We start from the raw sequence: 17,957 nt of genomic DNA on the forward strand, positions 1-17,957 counted from the left end.
AGCCGCGCGTGTTGAGCCCGACGCGCGCGGCCTCTAGATGACGAGCATGGCTCCTATCCTCGACGCGACCCCCGATCCGCTGCTGACGTTCGAACCCCACCGCAAGGTCTCCGTGCGCGAGGCGTTCGGCGTCGATTCCGACATGATGGTGCCGATGTTCGACACCATCGACAGCCATGTGCCTGAGGTGGACGCCTCCTATCGGTTCGACCCGCAGACGACCCTGGCCATCTGCGCCGGCTTCGCCTTCGACCGTCGCGTCATGGTCCAGGGCTATCACGGCACCGGCAAGTCGACCCATATCGAACAGGTCGCCGCCCGCCTGAACTGGCCCCTGGTGCGCGTGAACCTGGACAGCCACATCAGCCGCATCGACCTGATCGGCAAGGACGCCATCGTCCTGAAGGACGGCAAGCAGATCACCGAGTTCCGCGAGGGCATGCTGCCCTGGACACTGCAACGCCCGGTCGCCCTGGTGTTCGACGAATACGACGCCGGCCGTCCCGACGTGATGTTCGTGATCCAGCGCGTGCTGGAAGCCCAGGGCCGCCTGACCCTGCTGGACCAGAACCGCGTCATCCGCCCCAACAAGTGGTTCCGCCTGTTCTCGACCACCAACACCATCGGTCTGGGCGACACGTCGGGCCTGTATCACGGCACCCAGCAGATCAATCAGGGTCAGATGGACCGCTGGAACATCGTCACCACCCTGAATTACCTCGACCATGATGTTGAGGCCGAGATCGTCGCCGCCAAGTCTCCCGAATGGGCCGATGCCGAGGGCCGCCGCAAGATCGCCGCCATGGTCCGCGTCGCCGACATGACCCGCAACGCCTTCATGAACGGCGACATCTCCACCGTCATGTCGCCCCGCACGGTCATCACCTGGGTCCAGAACGCCATCATCTTCAACGGCGACGTCGGCCTGGCCTTCCGCCTGACCTTCTTGAACAAGTGCGACGAGCTGGAACGCCCGACGATCGCGGAATTCTATCAGCGCGCGTTCGGCGAGGATCTGCCCGAAGCGGCGACGCGGGTGAAGGTGGGCTGACGTCCTCTCTCTCCCACGGAGAGTGACAGATCAGGTTGGCCCATCGCCTAACTGTCGCCGACTGTCGCCTCGCAGTCGCTCAGCAGCGTTGCCTTCCCCCGCGTCGCCCCGCTAAGCGTAGCGAAAGACAACGGAGGACGACGTCATGGCCATTCCCGCTTCCCTGCAAAAGGGCCTGAAGCTGCCGGTGATTTCGGCGCCGATGTTCCTGGTGTCGGGCCCCGATCTGGTGGTCGAGGCCTGCAATGCGGGCGTGATCGGCACCTTCCCGTCGCTGAACCAGCGCACGACCGAGGGCTATCGCGACTGGCTGGTCGAGATCAAATCCCGCCTCAAGCCCGATGCTGCGGCCTTTGGCGTCAACCACATCGTCCACCCGACCAATCCGCGCCTGATGGCCGACATGATGGTCTCGGTCGAGCATCAGGTGCCGCTGATCATCACCTCGCTGGGGGCCGTGCGCGACGTGGTCGACGCGGTTCATGGCTATGGCGGTCAGGTCTTCCACGACATCGCCAATGTCCGCCACGCCAGGAAGGCGGCCGAGGCCGGGGTCGATGGCCTGATCCTGGTCGCCAATGGCGCGGGCGGCCACGCCGGCGTGGTCAACCCCTTCGCCCTGGTCAACGAGGTCCGCGCCTTCTTCAAGGGGACCATCATCCTGTCGGGCTGTCTGTCGACCGGCCAGGACGTGGCCGGCGCCCTGATGATTGGCGCCGACTTCGCCTATTTGGGCACCCGGTTCATCAACACGACCGAATCCTCGGCCTATGCCGAATACAAGCAGATGATCATCGATTCCGGGGCCACCGACATCACCTACACCCCCGCCGTCTCGGGTATCCCTGCCAATTTCATGACCAAGTCCCTGGTCGACAACGGCATCGACCCCAAGCAACTGCCCGAGCATAAGCTGGACATGGGCGACGAGGCCAAGGCCTGGAAGACGGTCTGGTCGGCGGGCCAGGGCGCAGGCTCCATCCACGACGTGATCCCGACCGCCGAGCTTGTGGCCCGCCTGCGTCGCGAATACGCCGAGGCGGCGACCCAGTTCACGGCCAAGGTCGGCGTGGCCTGATACGGACAGCCGCAGGAACCATCACCCTGCGGAATAACTGTCACAAAGCCAGGATTGAACTGTCATCAAATCCGCTTAGGAGCGTCACACATGAAAACGTTCCGTATGATGACCGTCGCCTCTGCAATGGCCGCCGCCTCGCTAGCCTTTGCCCTGGCCTCGCCCGTTCTGGCCCAGTCCTCTGATCACGGCGACTGGAGCGCCACTCTGGGCGCCGCGACCGATAACCGTTCCAAGGACGCATCGAAGACCAACGGCGATCCCTATGCCTATGGCACCGTGACCTGGACCAGCCCAAGCGGCCTTTTCTACGTCGCGCCCATAGGCTTCGAGACCATTGATTCCTCCACCGGGTCGGATCTGGAGCTTCAGACCTATGCCGGGCTGAAGACCAAGGTCGCCGGGTTCGGCTTGGACCTGCGCGCCGCCTACAAATACCAGACCGACGCGAACCCAGGCGCTGACGAGGACGCCGTCGAATTCACGGCCAACCTGACCCGCAATTTCGACCGCATCCAGACCCGGATCCAGGTCCAGGTCTCGCCGGACGGCACGGGCAGCGTGCGTGACTGGCAATGGGTCGAGGGCCGCGTCGGCTATGAAGTCACCGACCGCCTGGTCGGATCGGTCGCCGTGGGGCGTCGCGAACAGGACAACAGCATCGACTACACCGGCTGGAACGCCGGCTTCGCCTACAAGGCCACCGACGCCATCGACCTGGACCTGCGTTGGTACGACACCGACGTGTCCAACCCCACCGACCAGTACGCCGGCCAACTGGTCGCCGCGGTCGCCTTCAAGTTCTGAAGCGACCGATGGATCAGGCGTTCAGCGCCTGATCCAGATCGGCCATCAGGTCCTCGACGTCCTCGACCCCGCACGACAGGCGGATCAGGCTGTCGGTGACGCCACCGGCCTCGCGGACCTCCTTGGGCACCGAGGCGTGGGTCATGATCGCCGGATGGTTGACCAGGCTTTCGACCCCGCCCAGCGACTCGGCCAGGGTGAAGACCTGGACGTGTTCCAGCACCCGCCGGGTCCGGTCCAGATCGCCGTCGATGACCACCGAAACCATGCCGCCAAAGCCGCGCATCTGCCGCGACGCCAGCTCATGCTGGGGATGGGTGATCAGACCCGGATAAATGACCTTGGCCACCCCGGCATGGCCTTCCAGCCAGCGCGCAATGGTCAGGGCATTGTCGCAGTGCGCCTTCATTCGCAGGCCCAGAGTCTTCAGTCCCCGGTTGGCCAGGAAGGCGTCGAACGGCCCCATGACGCCCCCAACCGAGTTCTGCAGGAACTTGATTTCCTTGGCGATCTCGACGTTCGCGGCGACTAGCACCCCGCCGATGATGTCGGAGTGACCGTTCAGGTATTTGGTCGCCGAATGCATGACCACATCGGCGCCCAGGGCGATGGGCTGCTGGCAGTATGGCGTGGCGAAGGTGTTGTCGACGATCAGCAGCAGGCCGTGCGCCTTGGCCACCTTGGACAGGGCCGCGATGTCGGCGATCTTCATCATCGGATTGGTGGGGGTCTCGACCCACAGCATCTTGGTCTTGGGCGTGATCGCCGCCTCGACCGCCGCGATGTCCGACAGATCGACATAGGCGAAGTCCAGCCCCATCGAGCGACGGCGCACCCGCTCGAACAGCCGCCACGACCCGCCGTACAGGTCATCGCCGGTGACGATGTGCGACCCGGCGTCCAGCAGTTCCAGCGCCGTCGAGGTCGCCGCCATACCGGAGGCGAAGCCAAAGCCCTGAACCCCGCCTTCGAGATCGGCGATGCAGGCCTCGAACGCCTCGCGCGTCGGGTTCTTGCCGCGGGCGTACTCATAGCCCTTGTTCACGCCTGGGCTTTCCTGGGCATAGGTCGAGGTGGCGTAGATCGGCGTCATTACCGCGCCCGTCGTGGGATCAGGACGTTGACCGGCGTGGATGGCGCGGGTCGAGAAACCCTGGCTGTTCTTCAGGTCGGCCATCAGCGGTTCAGGCTCAGGTGGTTGATGAGGTCGGTGCGGGCGATCAGGCCGACGAAGGTCTCGCCGTCCAGCACGATGGCCACGCGGTCCCGGTCGAAGATCGGGATCAGGGAGTCCAGGCTTTCGGTGACCTGCAGCGTGTCGAGGTCGCGCGTCATGGCCGAGGAGACCGGCTTGGCGAAGCGGTCCTTCCGGGTGATCTCGTCGGTGTTCATGATGTGGACGATGTCGCTCTCGTCCAGGATGCCGACCAGACGACCGTCCTGAATGACCGGCAGCTGCGAGACGCCGTCGCCCTTCATCCGCTTGAAGGCGGTGTCCAGGGTGTCGTCGGGGCCGATCACCACCACGTCGCCCGAGGCGTATTTGCGGTTGATCAGGTCGGACAGGTCGCCATGCAGCTCACGCTCCGTCAGGCCCTGATCGGCCAGCCAGGCGTCGTTGTAGACCTTGGACAGGTATTTGGCGCCCGTGTCGCAAACGAAGGTCACGACGCGCTTTTCCTCGGTCTGTTCGCGGCACCAGCGCAGGGCGGTGGCGATCAGGGTGCCCGAGGACGAGCCCGCCAGGATGCCTTCCTTCAGCAGCAGCTCGCGCACCGTCGCGATCGCTTCTGCGTCGGGGATCGAATAGGCCACGTCGATCAGGTCGGCGTCGGCGGTGTCGGGCATGAAGTTCTGGCCGATGCCTTCGACGGTATAGCTGCCGTCCGGGCCGGCGACGCCGTCGTTGATCAGGCCGGCCAGGGCCGAGCCGACCGGGTCGGCCAGGATGATCTTGGCGTCCGAATCCTGCGACTTGAAATACTGGGCGTTGCCCGTGATCGTCCCGCCCGAGCCGATGCCGGCGACGAAGGCGTCGATCTTGCCTTCCATCTGGGCCCAGATCTCGGGGCCGGTCGTCTCGAAGTGGGCGCGGGTATTGGCGTCGTTGGCGAACTGATTGACGAAGTAGGCGCCGGGGATCTGCTGGGCCAGACGCTCGGCCATGTCGGTATAGTATTCGGGGTGGCCGTGCGGCACGTCCGAGCGGGTCAGACGCACGTCGGCGCCCATAGCGCGCAGGTGCTGGATCTTCTCCTTGGACATCTTGTCGGGGATGACCAGCAGGACCTTGTAGCCCTTCTGCTTGCCGACCAGGGTCAGCGCCAGGCCCGTATTGCCCGCCGTGGCCTCGACGATGGTGCCGCCGGGCTTGAGCCAGCCCTGCTGCTCGGCCGCCTCGATCATCGAGACCGCGATCCGGTCCTTGATCGAACCGCCGGGGTTCTGGGCCTCCAGCTTCAGGAACAGACGGCATTTTCCGGTGTCGATCCGCGTCACCTCGACCATCGGCGTCTTGCCGATCAGGTCCAGCAGCGAGCCCGAAGGTTTGCTGAGGGTGGGGGTTTCAGACATCGACATGGGCGGCTCCTCGAAGGCGGTATCCGGCAGAAGCTGAGCGCGGAGACCGACAAGGTCAAACGCCGCACGATCATGCCTTCAACAGGCCAAACGCGCCGTCAGCGCGACCGTTTCCGTACCCACATCGCCGCGTCGGCCTCGGCCAGCCATGTTTCCGCATCCGCCTGTCCGGCCCAGGGGCGCACCCCGAACGATCCGCCCAGGGTCGTCTTCTCGCCATTCCAGACAAAACCCTCGGCGTTCAGGCTGGCGGTCAGGCGTTTGGCCTTGTCGCGTCCCTCTTCCAGCCCGGCGTTCAGCATCAGCAGACCGAACTCGTCGCCGCCCAGGCGGCCGACCGCGTCCGATTCTCGCACATTGGACAGGAACAGCTCGGCGACCCGCACCAGGGCTGCGTCGCCCGCCGCGTGGCCCAGGCTGTCATTGACGCCCTTGAACCCGTCCAGATCGACGTACAGCAGCACGGCGGGCTCGGAATACCGCGTGCACCAGGCCATGGCCCGGTTCAGCGCCGCCACGAAACCGCGCCGGTTGAGGGCGGGCGTCAGCACGTCGTGATCGGCCGCCGCCTCGGCCGCCTCGGCGCGGCGCTCCAGTCCGGCGGCATGGGCGCGCAGGGCCTCGACCTCGGCGCGCAGGCGCTCGAGTTCGCTATTCACATCGATGGCGGCCGCGTTGCTCACGGTCGGTCAGGCTCCTGTGCCCGCCGACTCAATCGGGGCGGCGTCACTGCAATGCTAGCGACCTTGGTTGCGGGCGCAACGCGTGTGCTGTAACGGGCCGCTTTGCGTCAGGGGTCGAGGGACATGACGATAAAGACGACGCCGGTGGCGATCATCATGGGCAGCCGCTCGGACTGGCCCACCATGAAACACGCAGCCGACGTGCTGACGGCCCTCGGCGTCGCCTTCGAGGCCAAGGTGATCTCGGCCCACCGCACCCCCAAACGCCTCTATGATTTCGCCACGGGCGCCAAGGCCGCCGGCTTCAAGGTCGTCATCGCCGGCGCCGGCGGCGCGGCGCACCTGCCCGGCATGGCGGCCTCGATGACCGAGCTTCCGGTCCTGGGCGTGCCGGTCGAATCCCAGGCCCTGAAGGGCATGGATTCCCTGCTTTCCATCGTCCAGATGCCCGGCGGCGTTCCCGTCGCCACCCTGGCCATCGGTGTTCCTGGCGCCAAGAACGCCGGCATTCTGGCGGCCCAGATCCTGGCCCTATCGGATGACGGCCTGGCCCAGCGCCTGGCCGCCATGCGCGCCTCCCAGACGGACGCCGTCGCCGAAACCGTCGAGGACTGATTGGCCCGGACGACGCAAACCGCCCAGGATTCCATAAGCCTGCCCCTGCCGCCCGGATCGACCATCGGCATCCTGGGCGGCGGTCAGCTGGGCCGGATGCTGTCCCAGGCCGCCTCGCGCCTCGGCTTCGACGTGGTCATCCTCGACCCCGAAGAGAACAGCCCGGCGGGCCGTGTCTCGCGCGGCCAGATCGTCGCCGCCTATGACGATCCCACCGCCCTGACGGTGCTGGGCCGCGTCTGCGACGTGGTCACCTTCGAGTTCGAGAACGTGCCCGCCGCCTCGGCCGAACAGCTGGCGGGCGGCGGCGCCCTGGTCGCGCCCGGCCCCACCGCCCTGTCCACCGCCCAGGACCGAGTGCTGGAAAAGACCTTCCTCAACGCGGTCGGGGCCACGACGGTGGATTTTGTCGCCGTCGACACGCTCGAGGACCTGACCGCCGCTCTGGAGACCCTGGGGACCCCTGCCCTGCTGAAGACCCGGCGCGACGGCTATGACGGCAAGGGCCAGGTCTGGATCAAGACCGCCAAACAGGCGGCCAAGGCCTTCGCCGAGATCGGCGGCCGCCCGGCCATCCTCGAAGCCCGCGCCGACTTCACTCGCGAACTGTCGATCATCGCCGCCCGTGGCCACGACGGCGCCGTCGCCGTCTATCCGCTGGGCCAGAACCATCACGCCAACGGCGTCCTGGCCACCACCCTCGCTCCGGCCCAGGTCGACGCCGCAACGACCGCCCGCGCCCGCGAGATCGCCGAAGCCATCCTGGAAGGCCTCGACTATGTCGGCGTCATCGGCGTCGAGCTGTTCGATCTGGGGGGCGGAGACCTGCTGGTCAACGAGATCGCGCCCCGCGTCCACAACACCGGCCACTGGACCCAGGACGGCTGTCTCTGCGACCAGTTCGAACAGCATATCCGCGCCATCGCCGGCTGGCCCCTCGGCCCTACCGAGGCTCATGCCCAGGTCGAGATGACCAACCTGCTGGGCGACGATGTCGATCAGTGGCCCGCCCTGGCCGCCGAACCCAACGCCCGCCTGCACCTGTACGGCAAGGCCGAGGCGCGCCCAGGCCGCAAGATGGCCCACGTCAATCGGGTCAGCCGTCTAGCCTGAAACCCCGCTCATTCCGGCGAAAGCGGCGATGAGCTGAATATCAGGACGCTCTGCCGTAACGCAGGCGGCTCAGCACGCTGGTCACCCGCTTCAGCGGGGCCTCGAAATCCTTGCCCGCCTTCCACTTCTCGAAGGTCATGACGTTGTCGATCCGTCGAGACACGAAGGCCTCGGCCGCCTCGCGTCCGTCGAACCAGCGCATGGTCAGGGCCGGGATCAGGATGCCCGACAGGATGGTCCGCTTGGAATAGTGGTTCCAGTCCGTCGCCGTATCCCCGGCCCAGCGCCACAGGACATCGGCGCTCTCCCACGCCAGCGACAGACCCAGGTCGGCGTTGGTCGGCAGGGCCAGGAAGGCGGCGCAACGGCGGGTCGCCTCCAGATCGGCGGCCCCCGCCTCCATCCGCGCCGAGACGGCCGCAGCGATTCGCTCGCGCATCTTTAGGGTCGCAGCCGGCGTGAGCTCCAGCGCCTTCAGCGCCCGCGCATCGTGTCGGCGCGACAGCAGGGCCGCCAGATCGCGCGCGCCATTGGGCAGCAGCAGTTCCTGATCGCCCAGCGACAGACCACTGGCCTCGCAGGCCGCGCGGACCAGCCGCCCGTTCCAGCCCAGGGCAGGCGCACGCTGGACAGCGGCGTCCAGAACGGCCTGTTCCATCTGGTCCGCCCAGTCGGCGGTGGGGGCGGTGTTCGACAGGTGGGGAGCCTCGGTCATGGCTTCATGATACGCGTCCCCGCCAGGGTTCGCGAGCCTTCAGCCGAATGACGTGTTTGGCTTGGGATGAACTGGACACCACAGCAGGCTTGGTGTATTCGCCCGCCTTCGCTCGGTGGGCTGTCGCCCCCGGGATAGAGATTTTATTTGTCTGCCCGTCTCCCTCACAGGACGCGGCGGGCGGCCAAAGGAGAGTTCAACCTGGTACAGATTTTCGTTCGCGATAATAACGTCGATCAAGCGCTCAAAGCCCTCAAGAAGAAGATGCAACGCGAAGGCAGCTTCCGCGAAATGAAGCGCCACGTGCACTACGAGAAGCCCTCGGAGAAGCGCGCCCGCCAGAAGGCCGAGGCGATCCGTCGCGCTCGCAAGCTGGCCCGCAAGCGCATGCAACGCGAAGGCCTGCTGCCGCCTCCGAAGCCCCGCGTGCCGGGTCCGGGCGCTGCCGGCGGTGGAAACCGCTCCTAAGCCCAGGCTTCAGACCAGATTTGAAAAGGCCGCTCCTCACGGGGCGGCCTTTTTGCTGTGCGATTTTAGCGCCGCCCACCCATGGCGCCCACGAAGCTTTTCCAGCTCAGCTTCACGTCCGAGAGGGCTCCGGCGCGGAACGCTCGGCCGGCCAGCCAAACCATCAGCAGGGCCGTGGCGAACATCCCCAGCAGGGTGCCGACGATCTCGATCATCGGCGGATCGCTGGGCACCCGCGCGCTCATCAGGAAGGGGGTGAAGAAGGGAACCCAGGACAGGTACCGCACCACGGGTGCATCGGGCGTCTGCAGCGCCACCTGCATGACCAGGATCGGCACCACCAGCACCATCATGATCGGCCCCATCAGGGTCTGGGCGTCGCGCGGCGTCTCGCAAAAGGCGCCGATGGCCGCAAACAGCACCGCGTACATCAGGTAGCCGCCGACCATATAGGCCAGGAAATAGAAGATCAGGCCGCCTTGCAGCAGGGCCGCCCCAACTGTCGCTGCGGCCTCAGGCGCCGCCATGACCAGCCCGACCCCGCCGATCGCTGCCCAGGTCAGCATGACGGTCAGGGTCAGCATCGCCACCCCCAGCACCTTGCCGGTCAGGATCTCGGTCGCCGAGGCCGAGGACAGCAGCACCTCCAGGATCTTGTTGGACTTCTCCTCCATCACGCTGTTCAGCAGGATCGAGGCGCCGGTGATGATCAGGGACCACAGCAAGAAGCCCGCGCCCAGGCCGATATAGCCGGGTATCCGGTCCTGCAACGACACCTCGCCGCCGCTGACCGAGCGGGGCGAGAAGGCCTTCACCTCGGGCCGGAAGGCGTCGGTGCGGGCGACCACGGCGGGGTCGATGCCGGCCTGTTCGAACGCCTGGCGCCGGTTGGCGGTCTTCAGGGCCTCGCCGACGAAATCCTCGATGATCCGGTCCGACGGCTTGGCGGTCCAGACCCGCGCGCCGGGCTTTCCATCCACGCGGGTCAGGAAGATGACGGCGTCCAGCGGCCGGACGGCATCCTCGATCAGGTGGTTGCGAACGGCGATGTCCTGGGCCGGGCCGGGCAAGGCCGTGGCGATGTCATGCGGCGTCGCGACCAGGACCACGCGGTCCCTGGACAGGGATTCGATGGCCGAGCGGGCGCGCGGATTGTCGATCCCGCCGCTGGCCTGCCGCGCCTTTTCGGCCGCCTCGCGCGCACGGGCGGCTCGCCGGTCGGTGTCGGCCTGCAACGTGTCGCGCACGGCGGCGGCCAGGCCAGAGGCGGCGGGGCCGTCCTCGACGATCGCGACCTGCCGCACCGGCTCGCTGGTCTGCAACAACAGGGGCACGGCCCCGCCCAGAACGGCGAAGATCGGAAAGGCCAGAAGCGACAGCCAGAAGCCGACCGTGCGCGCATAGGCCAGGAACTCGCGCCGGGCGATCAGCAGCATCCGGTTCATCGGGCCTCTCCCTGAAGCACCGCCTGATCGACATCGGGCCGGTCGCCGGTCAGGGCGATGAAGGCGTCATGCAGGCTGGGCTCGCGCAGTTCGAACCGGCGCACGTCCAACCCGGTCAGGAAGGCGGCCTTCAAGGCGTCCTGGCCCCCGGCGCCGGGCTTCAGCGAGGCTTTCAGCGTGCGCACGCCGTCGATCTCGGCGACCGTGGTCACGGCGATGACGCCGGGTAGGCTCTGCGCCGCCTCGACCGGGATCGCGCCCTCAAGTTCAAGGAATCGCGGCGAGGTCGCCCTCGCCTCACCCACCGTGCCCTCGAACGCCTTTTGTCCCCGCGCCAGCAGCACGACCTTGTCGCACAGCCGTTCGGCGTGCTGCATCACATGGGTCGAGAACAGCACCGTCGCCCCATTGGCCGCGAGGTCGCGAATGACGGTCTCCAGACCCTGCTGGTTGACCGGATCCAGACCGCTGAACGGCTCGTCCAGGATGACGAACTCGGGCCGATGCACGACCGAGGCGATCAGCTGCACCTTCTGCGCCATGCCCTTGGACAGGGACTTCATCTTCTTGGTCTTGGCCTCGCCCAGGCCCTGGGCGTCCAGCATCTCGCGCGCCCGCTTGCGGCCCTCGCGCGCCGGCAGCCCCTTCAGCGAGCCGAAGAAGGCGATGGCGTCCACCGGGGTCATCTTCTTGTAGAGGCCGCGCTCCTCGGGCAGGAAACCGATCCGGTCGCGCACCTTGCGGCCGTCGTCGGCGCCCAGGATGGTGATGCGCCCGGCACTTGCGGCCTGCAGCCCCAGGATCATGCGGATGGTCGAGGTCTTGCCCGCGCCGTTGGGGCCCAGGAAGCCGCAGATCGAGCCCTGCTCGACCTCGAACGACAGGTCGCGCACCGCCTGGAAGTCGCCGTAGCGTTTGCTCAGGGCCTCAAGCGTCAGCGCCGCCGCCATATCGTCCTCCGGTAACCGAAGGAAAGCCTAGCGCAGCCCATGGGGCTGACAAGCCGATTTGGTCCCCCGCGCGGGGTATCAGCCCACGCGAACGGGGAAGGTTCGGCCGATCACCTTGGTCGGATTGACCTGGGCGCCGTTGCGACGGACCTCGAAATGCAGGTGGGGGCCGGTCGAATAGCCGGTGGAGCCGACCAGGCCGATGCGCTGGCCCGCCACGATCGCATCGCCGCTGCCCACGTCGATACGGCTGAGGTGGCCATACAGGGTGGTCAGGCCGTTGGGGTGGCGCATCTCGATGAAGTTGCCATAGCCACCGGCGTCATGGCCGATACGGATGACACGCGCCTCTGACGGAGCGACGACCGTCGTGCCCTTTGCGGCGGCGATGTCGACGCCCTTGTGCATCCGCGCGCCCCGCTCGCCGCCCAGGCGTCGCATCCCGAATTTGGAGTTGATCGCATGGCCGGGCACAGGCTCGCCAAAGGCGATCAGCCGGGTCGCAGGACCGGCGGGCTTGGCCACGGCGGCGATGGGCACAGCGGTCGGAACCGAGCCGACAAGGGGCGCTTCCTCGCTCGGCTGGGCGGGGGCCGCCGCCATCGCCAGGACGGCGACCGCGACCAGACCTGCGGTCTGGCTGGTGTGGGTGACGAACGACCGGACGGTCGGATACAGGCGCGAGAACGGGCGCGTGAAAATTTGGCGTCGCAAGGATCTGCGCTCCAGGATCGGCTCATCGAGCAGGGACAGCCCATGCGTCGCGGCTCCGGTCGGAGCGCGGCGGCGAACGCCACATCAGCGGCGCGGGCTCGAAGGAGCGTCCCTATCGCGCTCACCTGGGGCGACTTTGGGGCGGTTAGGGCGACAGACCGTCGCACCCGGAACCAAAGTCATATGTCCGAAAGCAAAAAGACGCGCCGGCCTCTCGACCGACGCGCCCCATTTGCTGAACAGACGCCTTAGAGCGGCAGGGCGAACCGGATGGCGCCCATGTGGCTGTCGGCATGATCGCCGAAGCGACCGCGATAGCCGACGCTGACCTTGACCGGCCCCAGGTCGCCTTCGAGGCCCAGCGAGGCCAGGAACTGGCCACCAAACGGGTCTTCCACCTCGCGATACAGAACGCGGGCGCTGTTGCCGTAGATGCCGACGCCGACCGCATCGCTGCTGTCGTCGAGGTTGTCGCGGTAGCCGCCTTCGGCGAACACGCCCCAGCCGCCCATGTCGCCCTCGATTCGCAACGCGACCTCGCCGGTCAGGGCCTCGACCGTGCGGTCCTGGTACTGGTACTGGGCCGCCGTTCCCTGCTCGTAATAGCCGTCAACGTCGCTGGAGGCCGAGGTCAGGCCCACGCGCGGCGAGATGGCGAACCCGCCCGCCTCGAACCAGTAGCCCGCCTGAAGCCGGAAACCGCTGCTGGTCCCCTTGGTCTCGGCGGTGTGCACCAGCGGGGCCAGGGAGGTCAGGCGCTCGATGTCGTCGAAGTTGTTATTGGCCAGGCCGGCCGCCGCCGTGACGAACATGCCGCCCGAGCGCCAACCGCCGTAGATGTCGATCGACATGGTGTTGACGTCGAAGTTCAGCAGGCCGGACTTGACCTCGTCCTGGCGGAACGAGCCCAGGGCGCCGAAGCGCCAGTTCTCGGACGGGCCGGACTCCAGCGCGATCTGGACCCCATAGGATTCGGACGAGGCATCGCCGACCGCGCCGCGAGCGTCCGTGTCCGTCTTGTCGATCGTCGCACTGACCGCCAGGGTCGTGCCGGCGGCCCAGGGCGCGCGGCCTGACAGGCTCTCGGTCGCCATGTCCAGGCTGTCCTCGCGGTGACGATAGGCGGTCTCGCCCTGCAGGGCCGACGCCGCGCCGATGTCGGCGTAATAGAGGTAGTCGTTGGCCAGCCGGGCGATCAGACGATGTCCCAGGGCGGTCGGGTGTACGCCGTCGGTGTAGAAATAGTTGCCGCTGTTGCAGGCGGCAGGGGCCGTGGCGAAGCAGGAATCGGTGACATTGCCGATGCCGAAAGCGTCCGGATCCCCGGCCAGGGTGTCGCCGATCTTGAACAGGTCCATCGTAATGATGTTGGCGCCCGCATTATTGGCGGAGACCTGGGCCAGGCCGGCGGCCAGGGCGGTGTTGAAGGTGGTCACGCCCCGGTCGGCCAGGGCCGCGCCCGGCGTACCGCTGAAGGCCGGCGTCAGGCTGAGCTTGGGCAAGTTGGTGACCAGCACCGTACCTGCGCCCGCGCCTGCTATGGTGTTGACGATTCCAACGATGTCGGTTGCAGCCGAACGTCCCAGGCCGTCGATGGCAGCGACAGGGTTGGGCGACGCGCCAGCGGCGGCGATGCCCTGGAAGATGTTGTTGGCGCCGCCCAGGACGCTGACCAGGTCACTCGAATCGAACTGACCGCCCGCGCCCAGGTAGGCGCCTAGCTGGGTCTGCATGCCGGGACCGGGGCTGGCGATGGCGTCGGTGCGCGATCCGCCAAAGGCGTAGTTGACGCTGCCGGTGACCGGCGCACCCTCGGTGAAGCGGCCAGCGTTGAAGCCCAGAAGCTCGGTGAAGACCGGCCCGGTCGAGAACCGTCCGTCCACGAAGGGCGCGGCCGGCGCCACGCCGCCCGTGGCGTTGAACAGGTTGCCGTTGTCGCTCAGGCTGTCGCCGAACACGACCAGCCGGTCGTATTCCTGGGCGCTGGCGGCGGTGGACACGGCGCAGGCCGCGGCGAATGACAGGGCGACAAGCCCTGCGGAGCGAAGATATTTAGACACGAGAATCCTCCCTCGACCGTCAGAACGCGGTCGTTATCGGGAGCATGCGCCCGTTTGTAGCAGACGCAAGATGCCGCGACGTAAGGTTGTCAGTGCAGCAGTCGGAAGCGAAGCGTTCCTGCCACAGTCTTCAGCGCCTTCAGAGCCTCGGGATCATAGTCGCGGTCCACGTCCATGATGACATAGCCGGTCCGTTCGTCGGTCTTCAGGTGCTGGCCCAGGATGTTGAGGCCCGCCGCCGTCAGCTCGCGGTTCAGCTCGGCCATGACGCCCGGCTGGTTCCTGTGGATGTGCAGGATGCGGTGCCCGCCCGTGACTTCGGCCAGTTGGACGTTGGGCAGGTTGACGCAGAAGGTGGTGTCGCCCCGGTTCAGATAGCCCAGCAGGCGCTCGGCCGCGAACTCGGCGATGGCTTCCTGGGCCTCCTCGGTCGAGCCGCCGATGTGCGGCGTCAGGATCATGTTCTTCAGGCCCATCAGCGGGCTGTCGAAGGGGTCGGCGTTGGTGCGCGGCTCCTCGGGGAAGACGTCGACCGCCGCCCCGCCGATACGGCCCGATCCCATGGCCTGGGCCAGGTCGCCGACGTTGACGATATGGCCGCGCGACAGGTTCAACAGCAGGGCGCCGGGCTTCATCTTGGCGAACTGGGCCGCGCCGAAAATGTTGGCGTTCTCGCGCCGGCCGTCGACATGCAGGCTGACCACGTCGGCCTCGGCCAGCAGGGCGTCCAGCGAGCGGATGCGCCGCGCATTGCCCAGGGCCAGCCGCTCGGTGATGTCATAGAAGATGACCCGCATCCCCAGGGCCTCGGCCAGCACCGATAGCTGCGAGCCGATGGCGCCATAGCCGACGATGCCCAGGGTCTTGCCGCGAAGCTCGCGCGATCCCTCGGCCGACTTGTTCCACTTGCCGACGTGCATGGCGGCCGACTTGTCGACCACGTCGCGCATCAGGGTGATGGTCAGGCCGATGGCCAGTTCGACGACGGAACGGGTGTTGGAATAGGGCGCGTTGAACACCGCGACCCCCTTCGCAGCGGCGGCGTCCAGGTCGATCTGGTTGGTGCCGATGCAGAAGGCGGCGATGGCCATCAGCCGGTCGGCATGGGCCAGGACCCGCTCGGTGACATTGGTCTTGGACCGGATGCCCAGGACATGGACACCCTTCAGCGCCGCGATCAGGTCGTCCTCGTCCAGCGCGCCCTTTGCGGTCTGGACGGAATAACCCGCCTCCTCCAGCTCGCGCACGGCGGCGGGGTGAATGTTTTCCAGCAGCAGCATCTTGATCTTGCTGCGCGGGAAGGACCAGCGACCGGCCATGCCCTCGGCGTGCAGCAGTTCGTCCATAGAACGCACCTCGGCGTCGGCGACGGCGACCACCTTCTCGCGGCGGGCGACCTCGGTGAAGGCGTAGAACCGGTCTGCGGCGCCGGCCAGCTTGACCTCGGCGTCGTTCCAGCCGTCCCCGACCATGACGATTGGGCCGGTGAGGTTCAGCGCCTTGATCACCTTGGGCTTGCCGTCCGCGTGCGACAGCGGATTGGCGTCGTCCACGCCGGTCACCCGACCCTCGGCGTCATAGACGAAATCATTGGCCAGAACCCGATCGGGGCTGACGCCCAGGCGTTCGGCGACAGGAGCAATGATCTCGCGGAAGCCGCCGGAGATGATGACGATATTGGCCGCGTTCTCCTGGAAGAAGCGCAGGTTGCGGCGCACCGACGATGTGCCCTCGTCCAGGATCCGGTCGGCCAGAGCGTCCACATGGGCGCGGGTCAGGGGCAGCATGGCCAGACGCGCCCTGAGCGACTGTCCGAAGTCGAGCTCGCCACCCATGGTCAGATTGGTCAGGCGCGCGATTTCGGCCCGGACCCGATCCGCGTCTGGATGCCCGTCCAGAACGATGTCGGCGAGCGCATCAAGGGTTTCGATGCGCACGAGGGTCGAATCGAAGTCGAAGACGAACGTAGGAGCAGCGGTCATGGCCGCGCTCTCTACGCCCTCACTCGCATATGCAGCAACGATGATTGCTAAGCTGAACGCCTAGAATTTCGCGATGCGACGCACGCGGCTGTCCGGCCGGCGGCTTTCCAGGGCCGCCGCGCCGATGGCGGCGGCGATGGTGGCGACCGCCAGCAGGGCTCCGCCTTCGCGGGCGTGGTCCTTGGCGTAGCGACCGCCGACGTCGGCGTAATGGCGAGCCTTGTCGCTGGCGTCGTCATAATAGCCGCGCGCCGCCTTGGCGTATTTGCGGCGCTTGGACGGGGCGACAGCCTTCTGGCCGCGCTCGAACAGTTTTCTGGCCTGATCGCGGGTGTCGCCGCCGAACTCCTCGGCGCGGTGACCCAGGTCCTCGACGCCGTCGGCCAGACCGCGCGAAATGTCCTCGAAACGATGGCGCAGGGCCTCGGCGTCGATCCAGCCGCGCGGGTCCAGCCGATCCCGGATCCGCTCATAGCGCATCGGGCCGGAACGCTGGGTCAGCAACAGGGTGGCGATGGCGGCCGTCGCCACCAGGGCGACCGTGCCGGCTGTGATGCCAGGATGCTTGCGGGCCTCGGCCAGAACGCTGAACTGTCGAACCATGGGATAATAAACCTCTTCGTCGAGACCGTCGTCGCCGGCTTCATAGAGACCGTCGGCATAAGGATCGTAGGCGGAACCCCTGTCCCGCATCAGGCTAGGAGCGAACCGGGCCAGAAGAGGTTCCGCCAAGCCTGGCAATGCCGAGTAGAATGCGGCGATCAGTCGCCCGCCCCCACCGACGGTGATTTCGCGGATCGGATGGGCCGCGCACCACAGGATGGCGTCGGCGACGACGTGGGTCGCATAGACCGGCTGTGGGTTCTTGGCCGCATAGCCCGTCAGGTTGCGGGCGTGCCTGTTGTAGGGGCTGTCCACAGCAGCAGGCTTTACCAGGGTGAGGGCGATGGGCGAGCGATCCCGTATCAGCTCCATCCGCAGGGCATTGGTGAACCCCTTCACCGCATGCTTGGACGCCGAATAGACACCTTGGATCGGCACCGGCGCATCCGCCAGGGTCGAGCCGATGTTGATGATGGCCCCGCCGCCGGGCCGTCCGCGCAGATGCTCGGCGGCGATGGTCGAGCCGTTGACCACACCCCAGTAGTTGGTCTCGAACAGGCGGCGCTGGTCTTCCAGCGTCGTCTCGCGGATCGAGCCGTAGATCGATACGCCCGCATTATTGACCCAGGTGTCGAAGCCGCCGAACAGCCGCCGGCACTTGTCCGCCGCTTCCGACAGGGCGTCGAAGTCCGACACGTCGGCGACGGCGAAGGCGACACGCCCGCCCTGCCCCTGCAACTCTTCGCACAGCGCCTTCAGATCGTTCTGCCCTCGCGCGATCAGGAAGACGCAGGCCCCGGCCTTCACGGCCCGCCGCGCGGTGGCCAGGCCGATGCCGGAGGTCGCCCCCGTGATGACGATTGACTGCTGATGCAGGGGCTTCAGGATCGGTTTTGTCGGCATGTCTCGTCCCTGGGTGTCGCGGTTCCGACGGCGGGCTTTTGTCGCCCTTATCCATGCCCCTTACCATAGACGCTCGCGGCGCCTATCTTGACGCGCTCCCAGACAGCCGATGCCGGAACCCCAACGTGTCTTATCACGCGCCGACAGACCCCACGCCTACTCAGTCGTCCGCCGAGCCCGGCCAGGACAA

16 protein-coding genes and 1 pseudogene are annotated in these 17,957 nt (G+C 67.0%); 6 read left to right on the forward strand and 11 right to left on the reverse strand.

The window, feature by feature from the left end; genetic code table 11:
• Window positions 1-46 precede the first annotated feature (46 nt).
• The 3 genes from cobS to ACO05L_RS10855 all read left to right on the forward strand — a co-directional run bounded on the left by cobS (window position 47) and on the right by ACO05L_RS10855 (window position 2,936).
• A complete protein-coding gene (cobS, locus tag ACO05L_RS10845; RefSeq protein WP_421729189.1) occupies window positions 47-1,051 on the forward strand; it encodes a cobaltochelatase subunit CobS in 1,005 nt (334 codons plus the stop codon).
• Window positions 1,052-1,196: 145 nt separating this feature from the next.
• Window positions 1,197-2,129, forward strand: coding sequence for an NAD(P)H-dependent flavin oxidoreductase (locus ACO05L_RS10850; RefSeq protein ID WP_421729190.1), 933 nt, complete (start codon window positions 1,197-1,199; stop codon window positions 2,127-2,129).
• A gap of 90 nt (window positions 2,130-2,219) precedes the next feature.
• Window positions 2,220-2,936: a TorF family putative porin gene (locus ACO05L_RS10855; RefSeq protein WP_421729191.1), complete on the forward strand. Its 717-nt coding sequence runs from the start codon at window positions 2,220-2,222 to the stop codon at window positions 2,934-2,936.
• A 13-nt stretch (window positions 2,937-2,949) separates the two neighbouring features.
• On the opposite strand, the gene ACO05L_RS10860 is transcribed toward ACO05L_RS10855, so the two are convergent.
• From ACO05L_RS10860 to ACO05L_RS10870, 3 genes are all read right to left on the reverse strand, one after another.
• A complete protein-coding gene (locus ACO05L_RS10860) occupies window positions 2,950-4,113 on the reverse strand; it encodes a cystathionine gamma-synthase (protein WP_421729192.1) in 1,164 nt (387 codons plus the stop codon).
• Entirely contained in the window at window positions 4,113-5,516 is a 1,404-nt protein-coding gene (locus ACO05L_RS10865; protein WP_421729193.1) for a pyridoxal-phosphate dependent enzyme, read from the reverse strand. Before ACO05L_RS10865 ends, ACO05L_RS10860 begins: the two co-directional genes overlap by 1 nt.
• A 98-nt stretch (window positions 5,517-5,614) precedes the next feature.
• Window positions 5,615-6,199 (reverse strand): GGDEF domain-containing protein, encoded by a 585-nt coding sequence (locus ACO05L_RS10870; protein WP_421729194.1) that lies wholly within the window; start codon window positions 6,197-6,199, stop codon window positions 5,615-5,617.
• Window positions 6,200-6,322: 123 nt separating this feature from the next.
• On the opposite strand from ACO05L_RS10870, the gene purE reads away from it, so the two are divergent.
• Window positions 6,323-6,814, forward strand: a complete 492-nt coding sequence (purE, locus tag ACO05L_RS10875) for a 5-(carboxyamino)imidazole ribonucleotide mutase (protein ID WP_421729195.1) — start codon at window positions 6,323-6,325, stop codon at window positions 6,812-6,814.
• A gap of 96 nt (window positions 6,815-6,910) precedes the next feature.
• On the forward strand, window positions 6,911-7,927 hold the full coding sequence (locus tag ACO05L_RS10880; RefSeq protein ID WP_421731676.1) for a 5-(carboxyamino)imidazole ribonucleotide synthase: 1,017 nt from the start codon (window positions 6,911-6,913) through the stop codon (window positions 7,925-7,927).
• Window positions 7,928-7,967: 40 nt separating this feature from the next.
• Here ACO05L_RS10880 and ACO05L_RS10885 read toward each other — a convergent pair whose 3' ends face one another.
• Window positions 7,968-8,642, reverse strand: a complete 675-nt coding sequence (locus ACO05L_RS10885) for a COQ9 family protein (protein ID WP_421729196.1) — start codon at window positions 8,640-8,642, stop codon at window positions 7,968-7,970.
• A gap of 201 nt (window positions 8,643-8,843) precedes the next feature.
• Between ACO05L_RS10885 and rpsU the strand changes: the two genes are divergently transcribed.
• The gene (gene rpsU / locus ACO05L_RS10890) at window positions 8,844-9,110 is read left to right on the forward strand and encodes a 30S ribosomal protein S21 (protein WP_421731677.1); all 267 of its coding nucleotides are present in this window, start codon (window positions 8,844-8,846) and stop codon (window positions 9,108-9,110) included.
• A gap of 65 nt (window positions 9,111-9,175) precedes the next feature.
• On the opposite strand, the gene ACO05L_RS10895 is transcribed toward rpsU, so the two are convergent.
• From ACO05L_RS10895 to ACO05L_RS10925, 7 genes and pseudogenes are all read right to left on the reverse strand, one after another.
• Window positions 9,176-10,555, reverse strand: a complete 1,380-nt coding sequence (locus ACO05L_RS10895) for an ABC transporter permease (RefSeq protein WP_421729197.1) — start codon at window positions 10,553-10,555, stop codon at window positions 9,176-9,178.
• The gene (locus ACO05L_RS10900; RefSeq protein ID WP_421729198.1) at window positions 10,552-11,505 is read right to left on the reverse strand and encodes an ABC transporter ATP-binding protein; all 954 of its coding nucleotides are present in this window, start codon (window positions 11,503-11,505) and stop codon (window positions 10,552-10,554) included. Before ACO05L_RS10900 ends, ACO05L_RS10895 begins: the two co-directional genes overlap by 4 nt.
• Window positions 11,506-11,583: 78 nt before the next feature.
• Window positions 11,584-12,219 (reverse strand): M23 family metallopeptidase, encoded by a 636-nt coding sequence (locus tag ACO05L_RS10905; protein WP_421729199.1) that lies wholly within the window; start codon window positions 12,217-12,219, stop codon window positions 11,584-11,586.
• Between the two features lie 248 nt (window positions 12,220-12,467).
• Window positions 12,468-14,279: an autotransporter domain-containing protein gene (locus tag ACO05L_RS10910; RefSeq protein WP_421729200.1), complete on the reverse strand. Its 1,812-nt coding sequence runs from the start codon at window positions 14,277-14,279 to the stop codon at window positions 12,468-12,470.
• A gap of 89 nt (window positions 14,280-14,368) precedes the next feature.
• Entirely contained in the window at window positions 14,369-15,598 is a 1,230-nt protein-coding gene (serA, locus tag ACO05L_RS10915) for a phosphoglycerate dehydrogenase (protein ID WP_421731678.1), read from the reverse strand.
• A 183-nt stretch (window positions 15,599-15,781) separates the two neighbouring features.
• A pseudogene (locus ACO05L_RS10920) lies at window positions 15,782-16,261 on the reverse strand (HAD family hydrolase); the annotation flags it as partial.
• A 60-nt stretch (window positions 16,262-16,321) separates the two neighbouring features.
• Complete coding sequence (locus ACO05L_RS10925; protein WP_421729201.1) at window positions 16,322-17,767, reverse strand: SDR family oxidoreductase; 1,446 nt, start codon at window positions 17,765-17,767, stop codon at window positions 16,322-16,324.
• Window positions 17,768-17,957: the final 190 nt, after the last annotated feature.

Origin of the sequence: Brevundimonas sp. (assembly GCF_965227765.1) — a bacterium.
Lineage (GTDB): Bacteria > Pseudomonadota > Alphaproteobacteria > Caulobacterales > Caulobacteraceae > Brevundimonas.